Annotated in this window: 15 protein-coding genes; 5 read left to right on the top strand and 10 right to left on the bottom strand. The window is 44.9% G+C overall.

Annotation, left to right across the window (positions count from 1 at the left end):
- Positions 1-6 precede the first annotated feature (6 nt).
- Positions 7-1,692: an LruC domain-containing protein gene (locus ITG09_07210; GenBank protein UPR53405.1), complete on the top strand. Its 1,686-nt coding sequence runs from the start codon at positions 7-9 to the stop codon at positions 1,690-1,692.
- A gap of 119 nt (positions 1,693-1,811) precedes the next feature.
- Here ITG09_07210 and ITG09_07205 read toward each other — a convergent pair whose 3' ends face one another.
- Together ITG09_07205 and ITG09_07200 are read right to left on the bottom strand one after the other, a co-directional pair.
- Complete coding sequence (locus ITG09_07205) at positions 1,812-2,342, bottom strand: exonuclease domain-containing protein (protein ID UPR53404.1); 531 nt, start codon at positions 2,340-2,342, stop codon at positions 1,812-1,814.
- 87 nt (positions 2,343-2,429) lie between these two features.
- On the bottom strand, positions 2,430-3,968 hold the full coding sequence (locus ITG09_07200) for a sensor domain-containing diguanylate cyclase (protein UPR53403.1): 1,539 nt from the start codon (positions 3,966-3,968) through the stop codon (positions 2,430-2,432).
- Positions 3,969-4,318: 350 nt separating this feature from the next.
- On the opposite strand from ITG09_07200, the gene ITG09_07195 reads away from it, so the two are divergent.
- From ITG09_07195 to ITG09_07185, 3 genes are all read left to right on the top strand, one after another.
- Positions 4,319-4,951 carry a DUF2760 domain-containing protein gene (locus tag ITG09_07195; protein ID UPR53402.1) on the top strand — a complete coding sequence of 211 codons (633 nt, stop codon included), beginning with the start codon at positions 4,319-4,321 and terminating at the stop codon, positions 4,949-4,951.
- The gene (locus tag ITG09_07190; GenBank protein UPR53401.1) at positions 4,951-6,930 is read left to right on the top strand and encodes an Hsp70 family protein; all 1,980 of its coding nucleotides are present in this window, start codon (positions 4,951-4,953) and stop codon (positions 6,928-6,930) included. The genes ITG09_07195 and ITG09_07190 overlap by 1 nt, the downstream gene beginning before the upstream one ends.
- Positions 6,931-7,068: 138 nt before the next feature.
- Entirely contained in the window at positions 7,069-9,921 is a 2,853-nt protein-coding gene (locus tag ITG09_07185; GenBank protein UPR53400.1) for a hsp70 family protein, read from the top strand.
- Between the two features lie 208 nt (positions 9,922-10,129).
- Here ITG09_07185 and ITG09_07180 read toward each other — a convergent pair whose 3' ends face one another.
- The 8 genes from ITG09_07180 to ITG09_07145 all read right to left on the bottom strand — a co-directional run bounded on the left by ITG09_07180 (position 10,130) and on the right by ITG09_07145 (position 18,017).
- Complete coding sequence (locus ITG09_07180; GenBank protein UPR53399.1) at positions 10,130-10,345, bottom strand: hypothetical protein; 216 nt, start codon at positions 10,343-10,345, stop codon at positions 10,130-10,132.
- 266 nt (positions 10,346-10,611) lie between these two features.
- Positions 10,612-11,085, bottom strand: coding sequence for a DUF2947 domain-containing protein (locus ITG09_07175; GenBank protein UPR53398.1), 474 nt, complete (start codon positions 11,083-11,085; stop codon positions 10,612-10,614).
- A 152-nt stretch (positions 11,086-11,237) separates the two neighbouring features.
- Positions 11,238-11,825 carry a ribosomal protein S5-alanine N-acetyltransferase gene (gene rimJ / locus ITG09_07170; protein UPR53397.1) on the bottom strand — a complete coding sequence of 196 codons (588 nt, stop codon included), beginning with the start codon at positions 11,823-11,825 and terminating at the stop codon, positions 11,238-11,240.
- A gap of 18 nt (positions 11,826-11,843) precedes the next feature.
- Positions 11,844-13,388: a transcriptional regulator TyrR gene (tyrR, locus tag ITG09_07165; GenBank protein ID UPR53396.1), complete on the bottom strand. Its 1,545-nt coding sequence runs from the start codon at positions 13,386-13,388 to the stop codon at positions 11,844-11,846.
- A gap of 123 nt (positions 13,389-13,511) precedes the next feature.
- A complete protein-coding gene (locus ITG09_07160) occupies positions 13,512-14,564 on the bottom strand; it encodes a TIGR01620 family protein (protein ID UPR53395.1) in 1,053 nt (350 codons plus the stop codon).
- Between the two features lie 14 nt (positions 14,565-14,578).
- Positions 14,579-15,952 (bottom strand): YcjX family protein, encoded by a 1,374-nt coding sequence (locus ITG09_07155; GenBank protein ID UPR53394.1) that lies wholly within the window; start codon positions 15,950-15,952, stop codon positions 14,579-14,581.
- A 199-nt stretch (positions 15,953-16,151) separates the two neighbouring features.
- On the bottom strand, positions 16,152-16,337 hold the full coding sequence (locus tag ITG09_07150) for a hypothetical protein (protein UPR53393.1): 186 nt from the start codon (positions 16,335-16,337) through the stop codon (positions 16,152-16,154).
- 162 nt (positions 16,338-16,499) lie between these two features.
- The gene (locus ITG09_07145; protein UPR53392.1) at positions 16,500-18,017 is read right to left on the bottom strand and encodes a fumarate hydratase; all 1,518 of its coding nucleotides are present in this window, start codon (positions 18,015-18,017) and stop codon (positions 16,500-16,502) included.
- Between the two features lie 253 nt (positions 18,018-18,270).
- On the opposite strand from ITG09_07145, the gene pabB reads away from it, so the two are divergent.
- Entirely contained in the window at positions 18,271-19,650 is a 1,380-nt protein-coding gene (gene pabB / locus ITG09_07140; GenBank protein ID UPR53391.1) for an aminodeoxychorismate synthase component I, read from the top strand.
- Positions 19,651-19,698 lie beyond the last annotated feature (48 nt).

Genomic DNA, 19,698 nt, shown 5'->3' with positions numbered 1-19,698 from the left:
GCTGCCATGAAAAATATTAAAAAATCTCTAATGCTGATGGGTTCAGTCGCTATGTGTTCATTCTCGCAACAGACGTTTGCAGCTGCAACAGAAAACACAACAACCACTAACGGTGATGGCTCAATAACAGTGACTCAAAAAATCGATGCAAGTAGTACCTCACCACATTACATCGCCCCTTCTGGTTATGGCTTCAGCATCTACAGCCGAGCAAACGAAGACTACTCTTGGCAACATAATTTAACGGTTCCTGATGGCGCACAGATTACCGCAGCGACACTCACTATTTACGCTTATGATGTTGACTCAGAAGCACACCACGGGGAAAACGGAGAATACGATAGTATCGCTGTTGACGGTTCTTTACTTACTCCCGGGTTCTTGCAAGGTACCAACAATAACTGGTCGACAACCGTTTTTGACCTCCCTATCGCTTCACTTGACGACAGTCTGGTGAATGTAGACCTAGATATTGATGTGAATAACGATGGTTGGCTAACCACACTGGATTACAGCCTTATCAGTGTGACTTATGTCACCATTGCTAATAACCCTCCTTCTACACCAACTCTAAGTCGCAGCACTGGACTCGGTGATAATGACGACTTGGTTGTGACAGTAACCGGTCCAACACCGGAAGACCCAGACGGTGATTCTGTAACTTATAGCTACCGTTGGTTTGTCGACGTAGGTCAAGGGTTCTATGTGGATGATGAGTTTGTCGGAAAAAATGACAACAGTAATGCCACGTTGCCGGCCAGTGAAACTGAGATTGGAGAACTTTGGAAGGTTCAGGTCATCGCTATTGACCAGAATGGGCTGATTAGTGAAATCGCTGAGATTGAATGGCCTTCACTCGGGGATAGTGACGGTGATGGTGTATCAGATGCCAACGACTATGCACCAAACGATCCGACAATCGCTTTCTATAGCCGAACACCAACCAGTGGATGGTACACATTAGCTTACGAAGATTTATGGCCAAATGAAGGTGACTACGATCTGAATGACTTTGTTAGCCACTACGCATTAGGTGTTTATACAAACGCGAATAACCAAATCACTCGTTTTGATTACTACGGCCAAGCTATTGCTCGTGGAGCGGCTGAAGATAATGGTTTCGCTATTTCGATAGCAGGGCTTGAAGACACGGATGTCACCTCACTGACCAAAACATACAACGGCGCTACCGTGGCGTTAACACCAGAAGCCGGTCACTCAGGCGAATTGGTATTTGTTGTGATTGATAGTGTCGCGGCGATGCTGCCAAGTACAAGCACCTATAGCTTCTACAACACAGAGTCAGGTGATGCACGAAGCTTAGTCGATTACAGTGTCTCGCTGGTGATTGATGGTTCAATTCCTGCGCTAAGCAATACTGATTTTAACCCGTTCATTTACAAACCCAACGCGAGAGGTAGAGAGATTCACTTGATGAACTATCCAAATACGGATGTAGCAGATACTGCAATGTTCGGTGCTGGCGATGATGATACAGTCACAAGTGAAGGTGAATACTATCAAAACACGACTGGCCACCCGTGGGCTCTAGATATCCCAGGTCAATGGTCTCACCCATACGAACGTATTGATACTTGTGAAGCATATGAACATCTAACCACGTGGGCAGAGTCTGGCGGTACACTTCAAACGGACTGGTTCACATCACCGACAGGGTCGAGGGTATGGTAAATAACTCGATCTTGGTCATTAGAATATGAATTAATCTTTAGAAATACCGATAAAAATTAAACCAAAAAGCCATCTACAAGTAGATGGCTTTTCTATGTTTGGGTGTTCACTGCTGCTATCTAGAGCATCGTTAACGCCAACTTCGCGAGGTTATACGCATCGACATAACCAGAGTGCTGACGGCCTTCCCACTCAATATTTTTCGCTTCTTGAGCCGCGCGGTGACCAATGCGTTTTTCTTTCAATCGATTCTGAATCCGATAAAGCGTTGCGATATTTATAAACTCGCTAAACGGAGGTTCGATGCCTTTATCTTTACACTCTTTGTGTAAGATGAGGTCGTCACGTCCCCACGCTGCATAGATTTTCTTTGGGCCACCGAAATTCTTAATCATCGACTTGATAACAGACTCTAATGGGCGACCCTGTTTTTCGATTTTACGAGGTGTAATGCCCGTTAACTCGGCGCAGAACAGAGAGACTTCGTCTTTCTCTGGCTTAACGTAGTATTGCGCTCGCTTCACGATAGTGCCAGATGCTAGATCAATCTCAGCAAGACCCACTTCAATGATCTCCCCTGTTGTTCCTACACCATTTTCGCTCCAACAGCACATTTCCAAATCGAAACACACCACTCGATTGTGATTCATACGTCGCCTAATTCTCTCGTCAAAAATTTCGTGAAATTGTACATGAGCACAGCCAGGAACTCGACCCTTGTTACATCAAGTGCTCATTTAGCCTGCAATTGTGACTCGATTTCGACCGTTTAGTTTACTTTGATACAAGATGCTGTCGGTTCGCTGTTGAATTTCTTCGGTATTTTCATTGCTACGAATAGAAGCGCCAATACTAAGTGTACAGCTCAATTGGCGACCTTTGTGCTCACAATAAGAGCGGCTAACAGTATTGAGGATACATGCTAAATAACGCTCCAACGCTTCGTGATCTGAGATACTCGAAATGATGCAGAATTCATCACCTCCTAAACGGAACAGGTCATCACCATCTTTCAAATTAACAGAGATCAGTTTGACGACGTGAATCAGCAATGCATCACCCGCTGGGTGACCAAATTGATCGTTGATGTTTTTGAACTTATCGATATCAAAACCAATAAGGCTAAATGGTTTATCGCGGTCAATCGCTTTGTCTAATTTCTTATTAAACGCTCGTCGGTTGTAGACCTCGGTTAAGCTGTCATGATTGGCTAAAAAGCGAAGTTCTTCCGTCCTCTCATCTAGCATTTGGTACAAACGTTGTTTCTCACGAATTTGTAGATTAACTATGTAGGCCAGCAATAAAGAGATAGTGGTCCCAACTAAAGCAATGCCGGCGAGTACCAAGTAGCCGGAAAACGAGATGCATGAACCTATCTTATAATCAATTTTCCAATCACGGTTGGTTAGGCTAATGGTTTTGGTAATAAGGTGCCCAGTTACGCCTTCAAAACCTTCAGTCTCAAACAAAATGGGAGAATCTTCTGCTTCAAAACCCGTATCGGTCACTCGCACATATACATTCATATCACCCGCAGTGGACGCCAGTAAGTTCTCAAAGTAATAAGTCGTACGAACCACACCAATCACAACACCGAGCAAATTGTCACTTTCGCCTTCAAATACAGGGTGATACACCAGCATGCCACTTTTCGGTATTTCTGGGTCTAAGCCATCTTGTATTAAACGAACTTTGTCTGAAATATTAGCTTGGCGCGTCTGTTTAATATTGTCTAAAACGCGCTTAAATCGTTCACGAGAAGAGTAGAAACCAAGAACTCTGTTATTTGGTTCGGTATTTGGGTAGATATCAGTCGCAACAAAGGCTGGCTCACCATCTAAGATGTAACCAAAAGCTTTTGATTCATGTTTTGGAATAGTGAATAACTTATATGATGGGTACTTTTCTTCCATCTGAGCAGTTTGTTCTTCAATCTCATCGGCTGTCACTTTTTGCATCCATTGCAAGCCAATTAGACTTTTTGAAACATTAATCGTTTGTTGGGCAAAACGATCAAACTTATCCCAGTTTTCAGGATCATTTGCGTAGAAAAAATTAGCACCAGAACCAATGTAAGCAACATCGTTATCAATAAACGCTTTTAGGCTTAGAGTTTGGTGTTTAGCAAAGCTCTCCAAATTCATGTTCAAGGCACGATTTTGATTAAGAGCCACCAACACAACGCATAACACCGTAATCAGAAAGGTGACCAAAAAAGCAACTACTGGCAAGGTTCTTCTCTTCAACCCTGTCAACGGGTCGATTGTATGCGGCATACATATCTCATGTCGGATTATATAAAGTCATAAGTATATAACGTTAAGAAACCCTGCTCCATTCATGTTTAGTCCTAAATCTGACACAAAATGGGCAATGTTTACCTTCCCCTTACATCAAAGGCTATTATTCAAGCAAATCTCGACTAATTTTCACGCTAACACACTAAAAACCCACTTGAATAAAAACATTAAATACAGCCCTTAAGCCTTGAATATGCTAGTATCCATCCATATTTATAGCTTGAAAGATACCGTTTTGCCTGAGTGCGACAGAGTTTTCTTTCCAACCCGTATGTTCAACTTAACCAATGAATATACCGTTAAATCAATTTAAAGAGAAAATCACTATGATCGTTGATTTGAACCTAATTCCACAAACGTTTGATATGCTTCACGCAGGCCTCACTGCATCAAGCGTTTTACTGCTGCTTATTGCCGTTTCTCGTAAATCCAAAGTGGTTGAGAAAGTCGTAGAAAAACCAGTAGAAAAGATCGTTGAAGTTGAAAAGCCAGTAGAAAAAATTGTCGAAGTAGAGAAAGTTGTTGAAGTTGAAAAAGTGATTGAAAGAGTTGTTGAAGTTGAATCAAAACTAGCAACAGCACCGACCGATTCAGCAATGCAGCTATTATCTATCATGCAGCAAGAAGCACGTTTAATTGACTTCCTAAAAGAAGATCTCACTTCGTTCTCTGACGAAGAAGTTGGCGCGGCAGCACGTGTAATCCACACTGGCGGTCAAAAAGTACTTGCTGATTACGTAAAGCTTTCTCACATCCGTACGGAAGATGAAGAAACACGTATCACGGTAGTAGAAGGCTTCAACCCACAAGAAATTCGCCTAACAGGTAACGTAACAGGCAACGCACCATTCAATGGCACATTGGTTCACAAAGGTTGGAAAGCCACTGACATGAACCTGCCTAAGCTTGCTGAAAATTACGACGCATCTGTGATTGCACCGGCAGAGGTGGAGCTATAATGGAACACCAAAACCACTCTTCATCGCAAGAGCATTCACAAGAGCTATCTTCTCAAGAGCAACATCAGGCGCCTAAATTCAGTATTGGTATCGATTTAGGTACTACACACTGCGTTTTGTCTTACATCGACACAACGAATGAAGACGCTCGCGTAGAGGTAATGCCAATCCCTCAACTGACGGCTCCAGGTACAGTAGAAACTCGCAGCCAACTAGGCTCATTCCTATACCAGCCGCACGAACATGAAATGAATGCGGGCTCTCGCGTTCTTCCTTGGTCTTCTGAGCCAAAAGCGCTAGTCGGTGCGATTGCTCGTAACCTAGGTTCTAAAACCCCAATCCGTTTGGTAGCAAGTGCAAAATCTTGGCTATGCCACGGTGGTGTGAACCGTCGTGATGCGTTCCTTCCTGCAGGCAGCCCCGAAGAAGTTGAAAAAGTATCTCCGCTTAAGACCACTGAATTGTACCTTGAGCACCTTAAAGACGCTTGGAACCACGCGAATCCAGAACACAAACTGGCAGACCAAGATGTAACGATCACGGTTCCTGCTTCGTTTGATCCTGCGGCTCGTGACCTAACAGCAGAAGCTGCACGTAATGTGGGTTTCACTTACCTAACGCTTCTTGAAGAGCCACAAGCGGCTCTTTACAGCTGGATTGATAACAGCAACGACACATGGCGTGATGAAGTGAACGTTGGTGACATCGTTCTTGTTGTCGATATCGGTGGTGGTACAACCGACCTTTCGTTAGTTGAAGTAACACAAGATGACGGCAACCTAAGCCTGAACCGTATCGCAGTAGGTGAACATATCCTACTTGGCGGCGACAACATGGACTTAGCACTGGCTTACCGTCTGAAAATGAAACTGGCTCAAGAAGGCAAAGAGTTGGCTCCTTGGCAGGTTCAAGCAATGACTCACGCATGTCGTGATGCAAAAGAAGCACTGCTTAATGATGCTGAACTGCAATCTGTGCCGATCGTTGTACCTAGCCGTGGTTCTAAACTACTTGGCGCAACACTAAAAACAGAACTGACTCAGCAAGAAGTACAACAAACATTGGTTGATGGCTTCTTCCCGAAAGTAGCTGTGACGGAGCACCCAGTTCAAAAGACGCGTGGCGCACTGACTCAAATGGGTCTGCCTTACGCTCAAGACGCAGGCATTACTCGTCACATTGCCGCATTCCTTTCTAAGCAAGCGAACGCGCTTTCTGGAAATGGCGAAACGGCTCAGCAAGATTTCAACCCGTTTGCAAACATGCCCGGTATGCCCGGTACAGAAGCGCAAGGGTCAGAAGCGCCAGCGGCAGATTTCATCAAACCAACAGCGGTGCTGTTCAATGGTGGTGTTCTAAAATCTAATCTACTTGCTGATCGTCTTTCAGACACGATCAACGAATGGTTGATCAATGCTGATGCAGAATTTGCTAAACAGCTTTCAGGTTTGGATCTAGACCTAGCGGTTGCAAGTGGCGCTTCTTACTACGGCGCAGTTCGTCGTGGCCAAGGCGTTCGTATCCGCGGTGGTATCGCTTCTTCTTATTACGTAGGAATCGAGAGCGCGATGCCAGCAATCCCAGGTATGGCTCCTCCAATGGAAGCACTGTGTGTTGCACCGTTTGGTATGGAAGAAGGCTCAAGCGTTCAAGTGCCTAGCCAAGAGTTTGGTTTGGTGATTGGCCAGCCAGTACACTTCCAATTCTTCGGTTCTACGACCCGTCGTGAAGACGTAGCGGGTACGCACCTTGATCATTGGGCACCAGAAGACCTTGATGAACTTCCAGAGATTCAAGTGACACTGCCAGTATCTGAAGGTCGCCGTGAGGGTGAAGTGGTTCCGGTAACCCTAGCCTCTCGTGTCACTGAACTCGGCACGCTTTATCTAGAAGCAATTGCTGCTGATAACGGTCAGAAATGGCACGTTGAGTTTGATGTTCGTGAAGACTCGAATAACGACTCAAACGAACAAGCATAATGAATCAACGGCACCTTAACGGGTGCCGTTACTTTATCAATGCGATTCCCTCGCCCTGTATTAAAAGCATTTCAAAGACAATAATAAGACCAAGACTATCCATTAACTGGTCATCACTTTGGCAGAATAAGGTTTTGTATGGCAACTCCTCGTTTTTTAGTCGGCATTGACTTAGGCACAACCAACACTGTGGTTGCCTACTGTGAAATCAACGACGACCTACAACATGCTCCCGTTTCTCTTTTCGATATCGATCAACTCATCGGCCCAGGTGAAGTGGTTCGTAAACCGCTACTTCCTTCATTTCGTTACCATCCGGCACAAGGTCAGATCTCTCCTTCCGATCTCACTATGCCTTGGGAACCGAGTTTGGTTGAAGGTGATATTCAAAACGTCATCGTCGGTGAATGGGCGCGCGAACTGGGCGCAAAAGTTGAAGGCCGCCAAGTATCGAGTGCCAAGAGTTGGTTGTCGCACCAAGCGGTTGATCGTAACTCCGATATTCTGCCTTGGGCAGGCGCAGCTGATGTCGATAAAGTATCGCCGGTTGTCGCGAGTGCAAGCTACCTGAATCACATCCGCCAAGCGTGGAACTACCGTAATCCAAGCAACAAACTTGAAGACCAAGATGTTGTTGTAACGGTTCCTGCATCATTCGATGAGACAGCACGTAAGCTGACTCTTGAAGCCGCAGAACTTGCTGGCTTAGGTAAGATTTTATTACTCGAAGAGCCTCAAGCTGTTTGTTATGACTGGTATGCTCGTCATCAACAAACGGCTGCGGAAGAGCTTCAACAGATCCCATTGATCTTAGTGTGTGATGTCGGCGGTGGTACTACCGACTTGAGCTTAATTGAAGCTAAATTCGATGCAAATAACGATACGACTAACGCTGGTCACAGCGAGCTCGCACTCGACCGTATCGGCGTTGGCGAACACTTGATGCTCGGTGGTGATAATCTAGATTTAGCGCTTGCTCACCTAGCCGAGCAACGCTTCAATCAAAACAAAAAGCTGAATGCTTCTAGCCTAACCAAACTAATTCAACAAACTCGCGCCGCAAAAGAGAGCCTGCTTTCTGCCAATGCGCCCGATGATGTGAAGATCACCATGCTCAGTAGTGGTTCGAAGCTACTAGGTGGTACCAAGAGCATTGGCTTAACTAAGCAAGAAGTTCATCAAATCGCTTTGGAAGGTTTCTTCCCACTGTCTGAGTTTTCTGAAACACCAGATAAGCGTCGCAGCGCCGTGGTTGAATTCGGCCTGCCTTACGTTGCCGACCCTGCGGTGAGTAAGCACGTTGCAGAATTCCTAACGACACACCAACAAGTGTCTAAAGCCGCATTGGAAAACTCAGGCTCTGTTGAGTTCGATGACACCAAACCTGCTATTCCTGTGGGTGTACTACTCAATGGTGGTGTGTTCAACAGTGAACTGGTGACTGAGCGTATTACTCAACTACTAGGCAACTGGAACGGTTCTCCAATCACAGTGCTTGATAACCCTCATCCCGATTGGTCTGTTGCCCTTGGCGCGGTTGCCTTTGGTAAAGCCCGCCGTGGTGCACAACTGAAAATCGGTGGCGGTGCTGCTCGTTCTTACTTCTTGCATCTACAAGAGAAGAACAAGATGGGTAAAGCACTTTGTTTGCTTGCCAAAGGTACTGAGGAAGGCCAAGAGATACGCTTAAACAGTCGTCGTTTTTCGTTGACGTTAGGTGAGCCAGTACGATTTAATCTACTGACTTCAACACATGACCAAATAGCTCACGACACTGCTATTCAAAATGGTGTGATGGTCAATGTGGATGCCGACTTGTTCTCACCTCTTCCACCGTATATTTCTACGCTAAAAGGGTCTGGCACTGCAGAACTTCAAGCCAACCAAAAAGAGCGTGTTGAAGTACTGCTCGCTTGTCAGTTAACCGAAGTCGGCACATTGAAAATGGAGTGTGTGAGTACAGAAGATGACTCTAAGCGTTGGTTGCTTGAGTTTGAAGTAAGAAACAAGCAAGGCGATGAATCCGATAACTCTAAACTTCATCCAAGACTTGAAGAATGTAAGGAGCTAATTTCTCGCCTGTACAGCGGTAACAAGAAGAGTGCCGAATCTAAAGAGATCAAAACACTGGCTAAAGATCTTGAAAAGCGACTCGGTAAACGTGATGAATGGGATTTCACTACCCTTCGCCACCTGTTTGATAGCTTTTCATTAGGCCGTAAGCGTCGTCGCCGCTCTGAGGCACACGAAAAGAACTGGCTTCGTCTGGCGGGTTACTCTTTGCGTCCCGGCTTTGGTGATCCAACCGACTCATGGCGCATTGAACAAATTTGGGGACTTTACCAACAAAACATCCAATTCCAGAACCATCAAGGTTGGACAGATTGGTGGGTATTCTGGCGTCGTGTTGCAGGTGGCCTGAATCAAGAACAGCAAGAAAGTATCTTGGCTGATATCGCTAAGTACCTTCACCCAGGTGCAATGAAAAACCCTAAGACTGCCAAAGATGCGCAAGACAATGGTTATGAAGCCATGGTTCGTTTAGCGGCGTCACTTGAGCAACTTGAAGTTGAAGACAAAGTGCTGCTGGCAAGTTGGTTCTTAAGCAAAGCAATTAACCACAACCAGTTTGAGCAAGCGCATTGGTGGGCTTTAGGTCGACTGGCTTCAAGAACGCCTTTATATGGCAGCCAACACAGCGTGATTCCTAGAGAACAAGCTGAACAATGGTTGCCGAAGTTGCTTGAGCAGAACTGGCATAAAGAGCAGATGATCGCCTTTGCAGCGGTGATGATTTGTCGTAAAACCGGTGACCGTCAGTTTGATATCTCTGACGACTATCGCAATCAGGTGATTGAGAAGCTTAAGCAAAGCAAGGTACCTGATTCATGGTTAATGCTAGTGAGTGAAGTGACTGAGCTTTCTGAGAGCGAATCTAAGCGCGTATTTGGTGATGCGTTACCAAGCGGATTAAGCCTGATCAATAGCTAATTTTAAAAGCTGTTCGTTTTATAGACGAATAGCTTTAGTCACGAGTTAGAAAAGAAAAAGCCACTTTCGGTTCGTTGAAAGTGGCTTTTTTATTGGTGGCTAAAGGCCTGTTTGCAAGTGTCTGGTTGGCTAGTATTTTGCTGGCCAGTATCTAATTGATTAGAGGCTCGCTGTTTAAAGGCCTTAGCCGTGTTGCAGTTCATCATTGTTAATGTTTCGTTCCTGTTGGGTTAATCGGAAAATCCGTGTTTTCATAAATATCTGATAGTTTTTTAGGTTTCTTATCCTTGGCTCCTTTTATTGATTGGTTATGAGTTTCGCTTAAAAGCCATTCCTCATGCATTTTTGCCGAATCCAAAAACTCCGGATCCTCCATTGCTTCCCTGCGAAGTTTATTTACACGTTCGAGAGTATCCCAAATCATAATACTTCACCTCCACTAAGGCAGTAATATAAATATAGCCAAACGTCTTAAAACTTCAAGTAAGCCAATGGGATAGCGATCTCAATTTCGTCATTCACCTGATTTTAACGAGTGAAAACCCTTATCTTTAGTTAGCTCAAATAGTGGGTGTTTTACCATGATCTTCTAAGATCATCAGGCATAAAAAAAGCGAGCTCAATACTCGCTTTTTGTTTGTCTGTCTGTGATCGGGTCACCAATACTTGCTCGATTAAATCACACCGAACTTAAGCACGGTTACCGATTTTCACCGTGCCATTTGTCGCAAACCAAAGAGCTTCTGAACGACGGCGACCTAGCAAAATTGGGCCATCATCGTAGAACAAAAAGTTCTTCCAGTGTTTCTTAAAAACTGACCACTTAGTTTCGAGAATGTTATATTTTTCATAACAAAAATAAACAGTTACGTCATCTTGCCAATCAATGAAGTTAAGGATCTCTTCTGGCATTTCAGGCTCATCGGCTTCCCAATTTGCCATCCAGCTGATCTCTTCATTCCAGTTCGATGCTTTGCTTGGCCAGTCTTGTGAACTTAGTCTTTCTGCATCAGGACTTTGAGGGCTTACGTTCTCTTTCCAAAACTGAGATGCCCTTGCCTGTGTCATTGGTTTAATCTTTTCCAAGTCCTCTGCTGGTAATGGCATCGACTGGTGAGTAAAAATCCATTTTCTTTGGTATTCGTCCAAAGTTGTATATGACATCAAAATTCCTCAAATTTCTTCTCAGGCTTATGGATTACCATGCCTATATGCTCTTTTTGATACAGTGACGGTTTCATTTTATCTATGTTCGTCACTGCCTCTAAATTTGTATTTACGTTTAATTGATACTTACGCCTAATGACTATTTGTCTCTAAACAGCGCGCCTATCTTCCCAGTTCGGGTTAACGAGTGCAGTCAGTATATGGTCTTCCCATTTACCGTTAATCTGTAGATAGTCTTTAGCAAAACCTTCGCGAACAAAGCCAAGATGTTCCAACACACCAGCACTGCGCTCATTATGAGGCATATAGCCAGCCATTAAGCGGTGCATGTTCTGCACATCAAACATGTAGTCTTTGGCCATACTCAAGCCTCTGCGCATGTAACCGTGCCCCTGTGCACTTTGCGCCAATGAGTAACCGACATTACAAGCGTAGAACGGGAAACGAGACAAATTACTGAACGATATGGTGCCTAACATTTCATTAGAGTCAGCATTAATCAACAAACAGTAATAGCCTAGCCCCATTTTATGAAGCTCGTTTAACTTAATCAGTCGCTGCGCCCAACTCGCTCTATCAAAGAACGCGTCTTCGCGAATCGGTTCCCAAGGTTTCAGGTATTCTCTGTTAACCTGAAAGTACTCGCTGATCATACCAGCGTCATCGATTTCAGCGGTGCGTAGAATCAGATTACCGTCATTCTTATAAATACGTTCTGGTGTACTCAAATCTTCCATAATCTTGTTCTTATTCGATCAGTTCTTTCTGATACCGTAATCGCGAAGCTTATTCGCAATTGAGGTGTGAGATACATTCAAACGTTTTGCAAGCTTACGACTTGATGGGAAAGACTGATAAAGCTTTTCTAGAATCTGAGATTCATAGTCTTTCATGATCTCATCCAGAGAGCCATCTATGTTTAAGTTCGCCATTCCAGCAGTCATAGCTTCAAGCTGTGGCAAGTGGAATTGCTCAACCGTTAGCGTGTCTGAATCTAGCTCTGTTAGTGCACGCAGAACCATGTTGTCTAGCTGACGAATATTGCCCGGCCATTGGTAATTACCAAGTTGGTCGATCAGCTCTTGAGTCAGTTTTGGTTTTAACATACCTAACTGCTGCGCGTGTTTCGCAACAAACAGTTCCAACAGCGGCGCTACATCGTTTGAGCGTTCACGCAATGCAGGGATAGACAACGTCAGTACATTCAAGCGGTAGAACAGGTCTTCACGGAACGAGCCCGAGTCTGCTAATTCAGAAAGACGATGACGCGTTGATGCGATAATACGAACATCAGCGTGCATCTCTTCTTCTTCACCAACACGGCGGAATGAACCATCTTGTAGGAAACGCAGCAGTTTGATTTGTAGATGAGGGCTCATCTCGCCAATTTCATCTAAAAATACCGTACCGCCATTCGCTTGCTCGAAAATGCCTTTATGACCTTGCTCATGGTTGAATGAACCCGGAGCATGACCAAACAATTCCGTTTCCGCTACGTCATCAGGCATCGATGCACAGCTTAGAATCAAGAATGGGAAAGAAGAACGATTTGAACGGTTATGACACGCTTTCGCCAACATCTCTTTGCCTGTGCCTGTATCGCCTTCAATTAATAGAGGCTGATCCAGCATAGCCAATTTCTTAGCTTGGCTGATCAAGGCTTTATGGCGATTAGAGACGCCAACAAAGTGTTCAAAACCTAGGTTGTTCTGTTCTGGGATTGAATCTGGTGAGTTCAATTCTTGATTACAAGAACGAATCGTCATTACTGCGCTCGCCAGTACCGCTTCGTTGACATCACCACCAAGGTAAATCGGCAGGATCTCAATAGAGAAATCTAAACCATCCAACACGACAACTTCGCGATGACGCGTTACATCGCCTTCGATCCAGCGAGCAAAGTTAAAGCTAGGAACAAACGTCGCGAGCGGTTCACCGATAACTTCATCTTCTTGCTTGTTGAAGAGGTTCAATGCAGCGTGGTTAGCCATATCGACTGAGCCTTTAAGGTCAATCGCAATCACGGGGTCAGGTAGGTTTGCCAGCAGAGCAATCAGCTCTGTGTTATGCCTTTCGCTTGGCATAAATTGGATTTTACGTACATCCTTCACACCTGAAATTCGGCGAATTTCAGCCATAAGTTCACTAAAAGCATCAAAATCGATATCAGGGCAGTTTAGGTAAATAATGCCTTTAACATCAATTTCGATTCCTCTTAAATCAATGCTTTTTGAGGCCAAGATATCGAGCAACTCACGCGTTAAGCCGAGTCTGTCTTCACACAATACTTCAAGACGCACAAATAGTCCTATTATAGGTGTCAGGATAAGTTGACAGTAGTGTGGATTAAGCTCTGAGTTCAGTCAAGAAGAAGAGTAAACATATGTTTACTCTTCTTCTCAAACTATTGAGCTTCAAGTGCTTTATTTAAGCGTAATACGCTTTATTTCAGAAAGGACGGCTTTACGAAGGTCTGCCAATTTTACTTTTCGTTCGTTATGCCAAGGCATAGAGCGAAGCAATGTCATGGCTTTTAGACCCAGTCGAGCGGTTAAAATACCAACACCGAGCCCCTGCCCTGCTCTTGCAGAAACTTTGCCTGCTAAATCCATCGATACGAGGTCCATGCTCGCATCAATCGCGAGTTCACTAACTCCCGCAGCAGCCATGTTGATTAACACCAGTTTAAATAGCTTAATGCGAGACCAGTAGCCCAGCTCAATGCCATACACATCAGCAAGCTTGTCGATCATGGTGAAATTACGCCACGCCACCAGCAACATATCAGCAGCCGCCAATGGACTCACAGCAACCAAAGCCGCGGATTCTGTCGAGAACTTAGTGACGATTTGAGTCGCAACCTTATCTTGTTGGCTCACGACCAACGCATCGTACATATCCAACACTTCTGCATCGCTGTGCGCCGGGTTAATGCTGTTTCGCCACTTATCGTACGAAGGAGACTCAGCGATAATGCCGCCTTGCTTCGCAATGTTTTCACAGAACGCTTTGCCCTTACCGACACTTTGGCTTTGGAGTAGCTCTTCACTCTGCTCTTGCACACTAAAATGATCTTTAAGTGAGCGCAGTTTCCACAGCTCTTTGCCTATTGCGCCTAAACCCAATGAAGCAATGGCAGCAATAAAGCCTGCCCAACCTAACGCAAGCCAATCGGCTGTTTGAATCGCGGTAATGACCGAGTCAATAGCTTGCCATCCGACTAAACCGGAGAAAGCGACAAGTAAGCCCGTTCCAAACCACTTCTTCTTTTTGCTCGGTCGAATCACTTGCTCCAATTGCTGTTCAGCTTCACCATCAAGTTCGGCTTCCACTTGCGGAGCGACAGGGACAAATTTCTCTTGCTCTGTGAACAGTTGTTGAGCGCCTAAATCCGGGCCAACGTCGCTCTTATCTTGCTCATCAAAAGAGGTCTTCAACGGTTCATTAAAGACCTGCTTTGTTTTTAATTCACTCATTTTGATTGCCTCAATTACTTTAACTTGTCACCGATGAGATACTCTAAAACCTTGTCGACTCTTAAATGCTGACAAGGCTCATCAGAGTGTTGCTCCATCGGCCTAAAGCTCGTGAAATCAAACTGGTTTGTTTCCCAATACTGTTTATTGGGCAACTTACGCGGCACCTCTCCCGGATACATGGTTTGAGGAACGTTATCCAAGGTGACACCTTGCAGCGCAGGCACATTGTCTGAACCTGACGAGATATAACCCGCGCTGGTCGCTTGAATAGACGCGATACTCATACAACTCATGTCGATGTGTTCAAACGCCGCCTGCTGCCACGCAGGATGCACCATCTGTTGTAACAGTGACACTAAGTTTGGATGCTGATCCGGAGTCACGTGATCGGCCTTGGTTGCGGCGAATAAGATCTTGTCGATCTTCGGCGCAAACAGGCGTCTTAAGATGTTACTTCGACCGTACTTAAAGCTCTTCAATAGCTGCTCAAGTGCACCGCGCATATCCATGAAAGAGTCGTAACCTGCGTTAAGTGGCTGTAAGCAATCCACCAGCACAATTTGTCTGTCGAACGTCGCAAAGTGGTTTTTGTAGAACGCCTTCACGACCTTCTGTTGATACTCTTCATAACGCGCTTTTAAAACCGCATAGTTGCTTGTTTTCGAGAACTTACCCTCAGGAGCAGTACACGGGAAAAACTGCAAAACAGGCGCGCCTTCAAGCTCACCCGGTAATACGAACCGACCCGGTTGGACCCAATGCAATCCGTTACTTTTACAAGTATGCAGGTACTGGGTGTAACTATCGGCAATCGCGACCAGTTTCTTTTCGTCTGCTTCTGCTAACAAGTCGATGTCACCGCGCATTGCGTTCCACTGTTGCGAGTAGATTTCTCTGTCGCCTTTTAGTGCTGCAAATTGAGATTGGCTCCAGGTATCGAAGTCCATGTCCAGTAACGGCAAATCAAGCAGCCACTCTCCGGGATAATCGACAATATCGAGATAAAGGGTGCTGTTTTTACTCAGTAACTTTTTTGCCCCTTTAGCAGGCTTATATTTGATGGCTAGGCGAATCTCACTGACATCACGCGTCGGTACTGGCCATTCTGGGGGCTGCGCGTTTAGTGACTCCATCGCTTCATCATAAGAGAAGCGTGGAATCATCATATTGTGTTGCGGAATGCGCTTTGCGCCAATAATTCTTCCATCTCTTGCTGATGTAAGCAGTGGCAGGTTTTTGTGGGTAGACGTATGAAGAAGCTGATTAACCAGCGAAGTAATAAAGGCTGTCTTACCCGCACGAGAAAGCCCCGTGACCGCTACTCGAATATGAGAATCCGTTCCTCTGCTTATAAAGTCACTCATTTCTTGAGTTAGGTGTTTCATTTGAACGACTCCGTGATAGTTAGGCTAGCTAATTATGATAATAGAGAGGCAAGCCTATGTTCTTTCCCAGTTGGGATAGTGTGTATGCTTTTGTTGATGTTGATGAGTATGCAATACACATTCTTAATGCTAGATGAATAAAAGCCCCTGACTACATTCATAATCAGGGGCTTTAGAATTTTTGTACGATATCCGACGTCTAATCGTCTTCAATCAACTTGTAGATAACAAACAGTGCAATCTCTGCAATTAACCAAAGCGCACAAGTAATCGTCACGTATTTATTATCAAAGATACTAATCCCTTTCAAGATCAGATCGTAGCCAACAAAAGCACCAATCACCACTGCCAAGATAATCTGTAGGATCTGAATAAAACGAGGCATTCCTCTCTCCTATGTTCTTATATCAAACTATGTGTTTATCACTATATCATTGATAATATGACAAAAGTGCAGATAATGCTGCACTTTGTCTTTAACTTTCTGTCAAAAATTGAAATTCAAACGCCGAGGTTAACGACAATTACGATTTTTGGCGTCAGTTAATTACGCTTTTTCAGCTTCAGCAATTTTCACTTTCCATGTGTCAGGACCGATCTGGTGTGCGTTCACACCGTTAGAGTCAACCGCTACTGTCACGGGCATATCTTCGACTTCAAACTCGTAAATCGCTTCCATACCGAGATCTTCAAACGCAACCACACGTGCTTTCTTAATTGCTTTTGCAACAAGATAAGCTGCACCACCAACGGCCATTAAGTAAACTGACTTATGTTGTTTGATTGATTCAACCGTTGCAGGGCCACGCTCTGCTTTACCAATCATGCCCATGATGCCGGTTTCTTCTAGCATCATGTCGGTGAACTTATCCATACGAGTAGACGTAGTTGGACCAGCAGGACCTACCGCTTCATCACCAACTGCATCAACAGGGCCTACGTAGTAAATGAACTTACCTTTCAGGTCGACGCCTTCTGGTAAACCTTCACCACTTTCAAGCATACCTTGAATACGCTTATGAGCAGCATCACGACCCGTTAAAATCTTGCCTGATAAAAGAACCGTTTCACCAGTTTTCCACTCTTGTACATCTTCTTTAGTAATTTCATCAAGGTTAACACGGCGTGTATTTGCGCCTGCTTCCCAAGTAATATCTGGCCATTCTTCTAGCTTAGGTGGTGTTAGCTCTGCTGGGCCGCTTCCGTCTAATGTGAAGTGTACGTGACGCGTTGCCGCACAGTTAGGAATTAAGCAAACGGGCTTAGAGGCCGCGTGCGTCGGCGCTGTTTTGATTTTCACATCAACCACAGTCGTTAGACCGCCAAGACCTTGTGCGCCAATACCCAGTTTGTTTACACGGTTGAAAATATCTAAACGAAGCTCTTCTTCAGCGTTCTCTGGACCTTTGTCGATAAGCTCTTGAATATCGATGTGTTCCATCAAAGATTCTTTTGCTAGTACCGCTGCTTTTTCAGCCGTACCACCAATGCCTATGCCTAGCATACCCGGTGGACACCAGCCCGCGCCCATCGTTGGCAGAGTCTTCTCTACCCACTCTGCAATATCATCAGAAGGGTTCAGCATAACCATCTTAGTTTTGTTCTCAGAACCGCCGCCTTTTGCCGCGATTTGAATTTCAACTTTGTTGCCAGGAACCATATTAATGTGAACAACCGCTGGCGTATTGTCTTTCGTATTAATACGCTTACCTGCAGGGTCCATTAGAACAGATGCACGCAATGGGTTATCTGGGTTGTTGTAAGCTTGACGAACGCCTTCATCAACCATCTGTTGTACTGTTTGATCCGTTTCCCACCTAACATCCATACCGATGTTCACGAAACAAGTAACAATACCTGTATCCTGACAAATAGGACGATGGCCTTCCGCAGACATACGTGAGTTGATAAGAATCTGAGCGATCGCATCTTTTGCTGCTTGGCTCTCTTCTTTCTCGTACGCTTTTTCTAGGGCTTGGACAAAGTCTAAAGGGTGATAATAAGAAATGTACTGAAGTGCGTCAGCGACACTGCTGATCACATCTTGCTTACGAATAACCGTCATTGCATGCCTCTTTATTGTTCTGGTTCCATGTGGATTCTTGGTTTGACTGTTTTGTCTAACCGGACTAGTTGGCTTAGCTTTTTATTATGTTGAGCTGTATTTAGTTGCTTTAGCAATCGCTTGCATAGCTTTAAACTAAACCATGTGGTTTGCACCGTTCTAATCAAAAACCCATTTTATTTTCAATTTATGATACTCTTGCTTTCTCTCACACGCCATGCAGTGATCGAACTCTTTGTCACAAATTAAACAAATGAATAACAACGAATTTCGCTCTATCCAAATCAAGCCGCTTGAATATCAATCAACTTTAGCTAAACGGCTGTTTTCCCATATTGAAAACCTGCCGTGGGCAATGCTATTACGCTCCGCTTCAGAAAGCCACGTTGACAGTCGATACGATATTTTAGTTGCTCAACCCATCGCCACCTTCGAGACAATCGGTGTAAAAACGACCGTTAATGTTAATGAGACGTGCGAGGTTTCAGAGTCAGACCCTTTCGAACTACTCGACCAATATCAGCAACAATTATTGCCTGCAACTAAAGAGCACGCTGAGTTGCCATTCGTTGGCGGCGCGTTAGGCTACTTTAGCTACGATTTAGGCCGTAGAGTGGAAACGCTTCCGTCTCTTGCAAAGCGTGATATTGAAGCGCCCGACATGGCGGTTGGTTTATATGAATGGGCAATCGTGGTTGATCACACGCTTAAGACAGCATGCATCGTTGGACAAAACATCGAGGCCCACTGGAATTGGTTATCTGAGCAGCAAGACAAGCCTAACTCAGAAGAATTTCGCCTAACCACACCCTGGCAATCGAACATGAGCGAAGAGAGCTACGCCACCAAGTTCGATAGTGTTCAAGAGTACCTATTATCCGGTGACTGCTATCAGATTAACTTAGCTCAGCGCTTCAATGCCCAATACCAAGGCAGTGAGTGGCTGGCTTATGACAAGTTAGAGCAGTACAACTCAGCGCCCTTTTCTGGCTTTATCCGTTTGGCCGACTGCGCAATCATTAGCGTTTCGCCAGAACGTTTCTTAGAACTTAAAGACAACGTGATTGAGACTAAGCCGATTAAAGGCACACGCCCTCGTTCTGACGACCATGTGATTGATGATGCGAACGCGCAAGACCTGGCAAGCGCCGATAAAGATCAGGCGGAAAATCTGATGATCGTCGACCTACTGCGTAATGACATTGGCCGAGTAGCAAAACCGGGCACTGTTCATGTACCAAAGTTATTCGATATTGAGAGCTTCCCAGCCGTGCACCACTTGGTAAGCACGATACGAGCAGACCTTGATGACCAATATTCTGCGACTGACCTTCTGAAAGCTTGTTTCCCTGGAGGATCAATTACGGGCGCACCAAAAGTTCGTGCTATGCAGATCATTGAAGAGTTAGAACCACATCGACGTTCAGCGTACTGCGGCAGTATCGGCTACATCAGCCGAAATGGCAGAATGGATACAAGTATCACCATTCGTACATTAGTCGCCGAGAACAACACACTTTATGCGTGGGCTGGCGGTGGTGTGGTATTTGATAGTGATTGCGCTTCTGAATACCAAGAAACACTGGATAAACTGAGCCGAATTCTACCGGTACTTGAAGATTGCGAAGCCTAGCGTCATTAACTGCGAGTTCCGCGGCTTAATGACGAGTTCCGCAGCTTA

Origin of the sequence: Vibrio cyclitrophicus, from assembly GCA_023206055.1 — a bacterium.
In the GTDB taxonomy this organism is placed as follows: Bacteria; Pseudomonadota; Gammaproteobacteria; order Enterobacterales; family Vibrionaceae; genus Vibrio; species Vibrio cyclitrophicus_A.
This window is presented reverse-complemented; position numbering and strand designations above follow the sequence as displayed.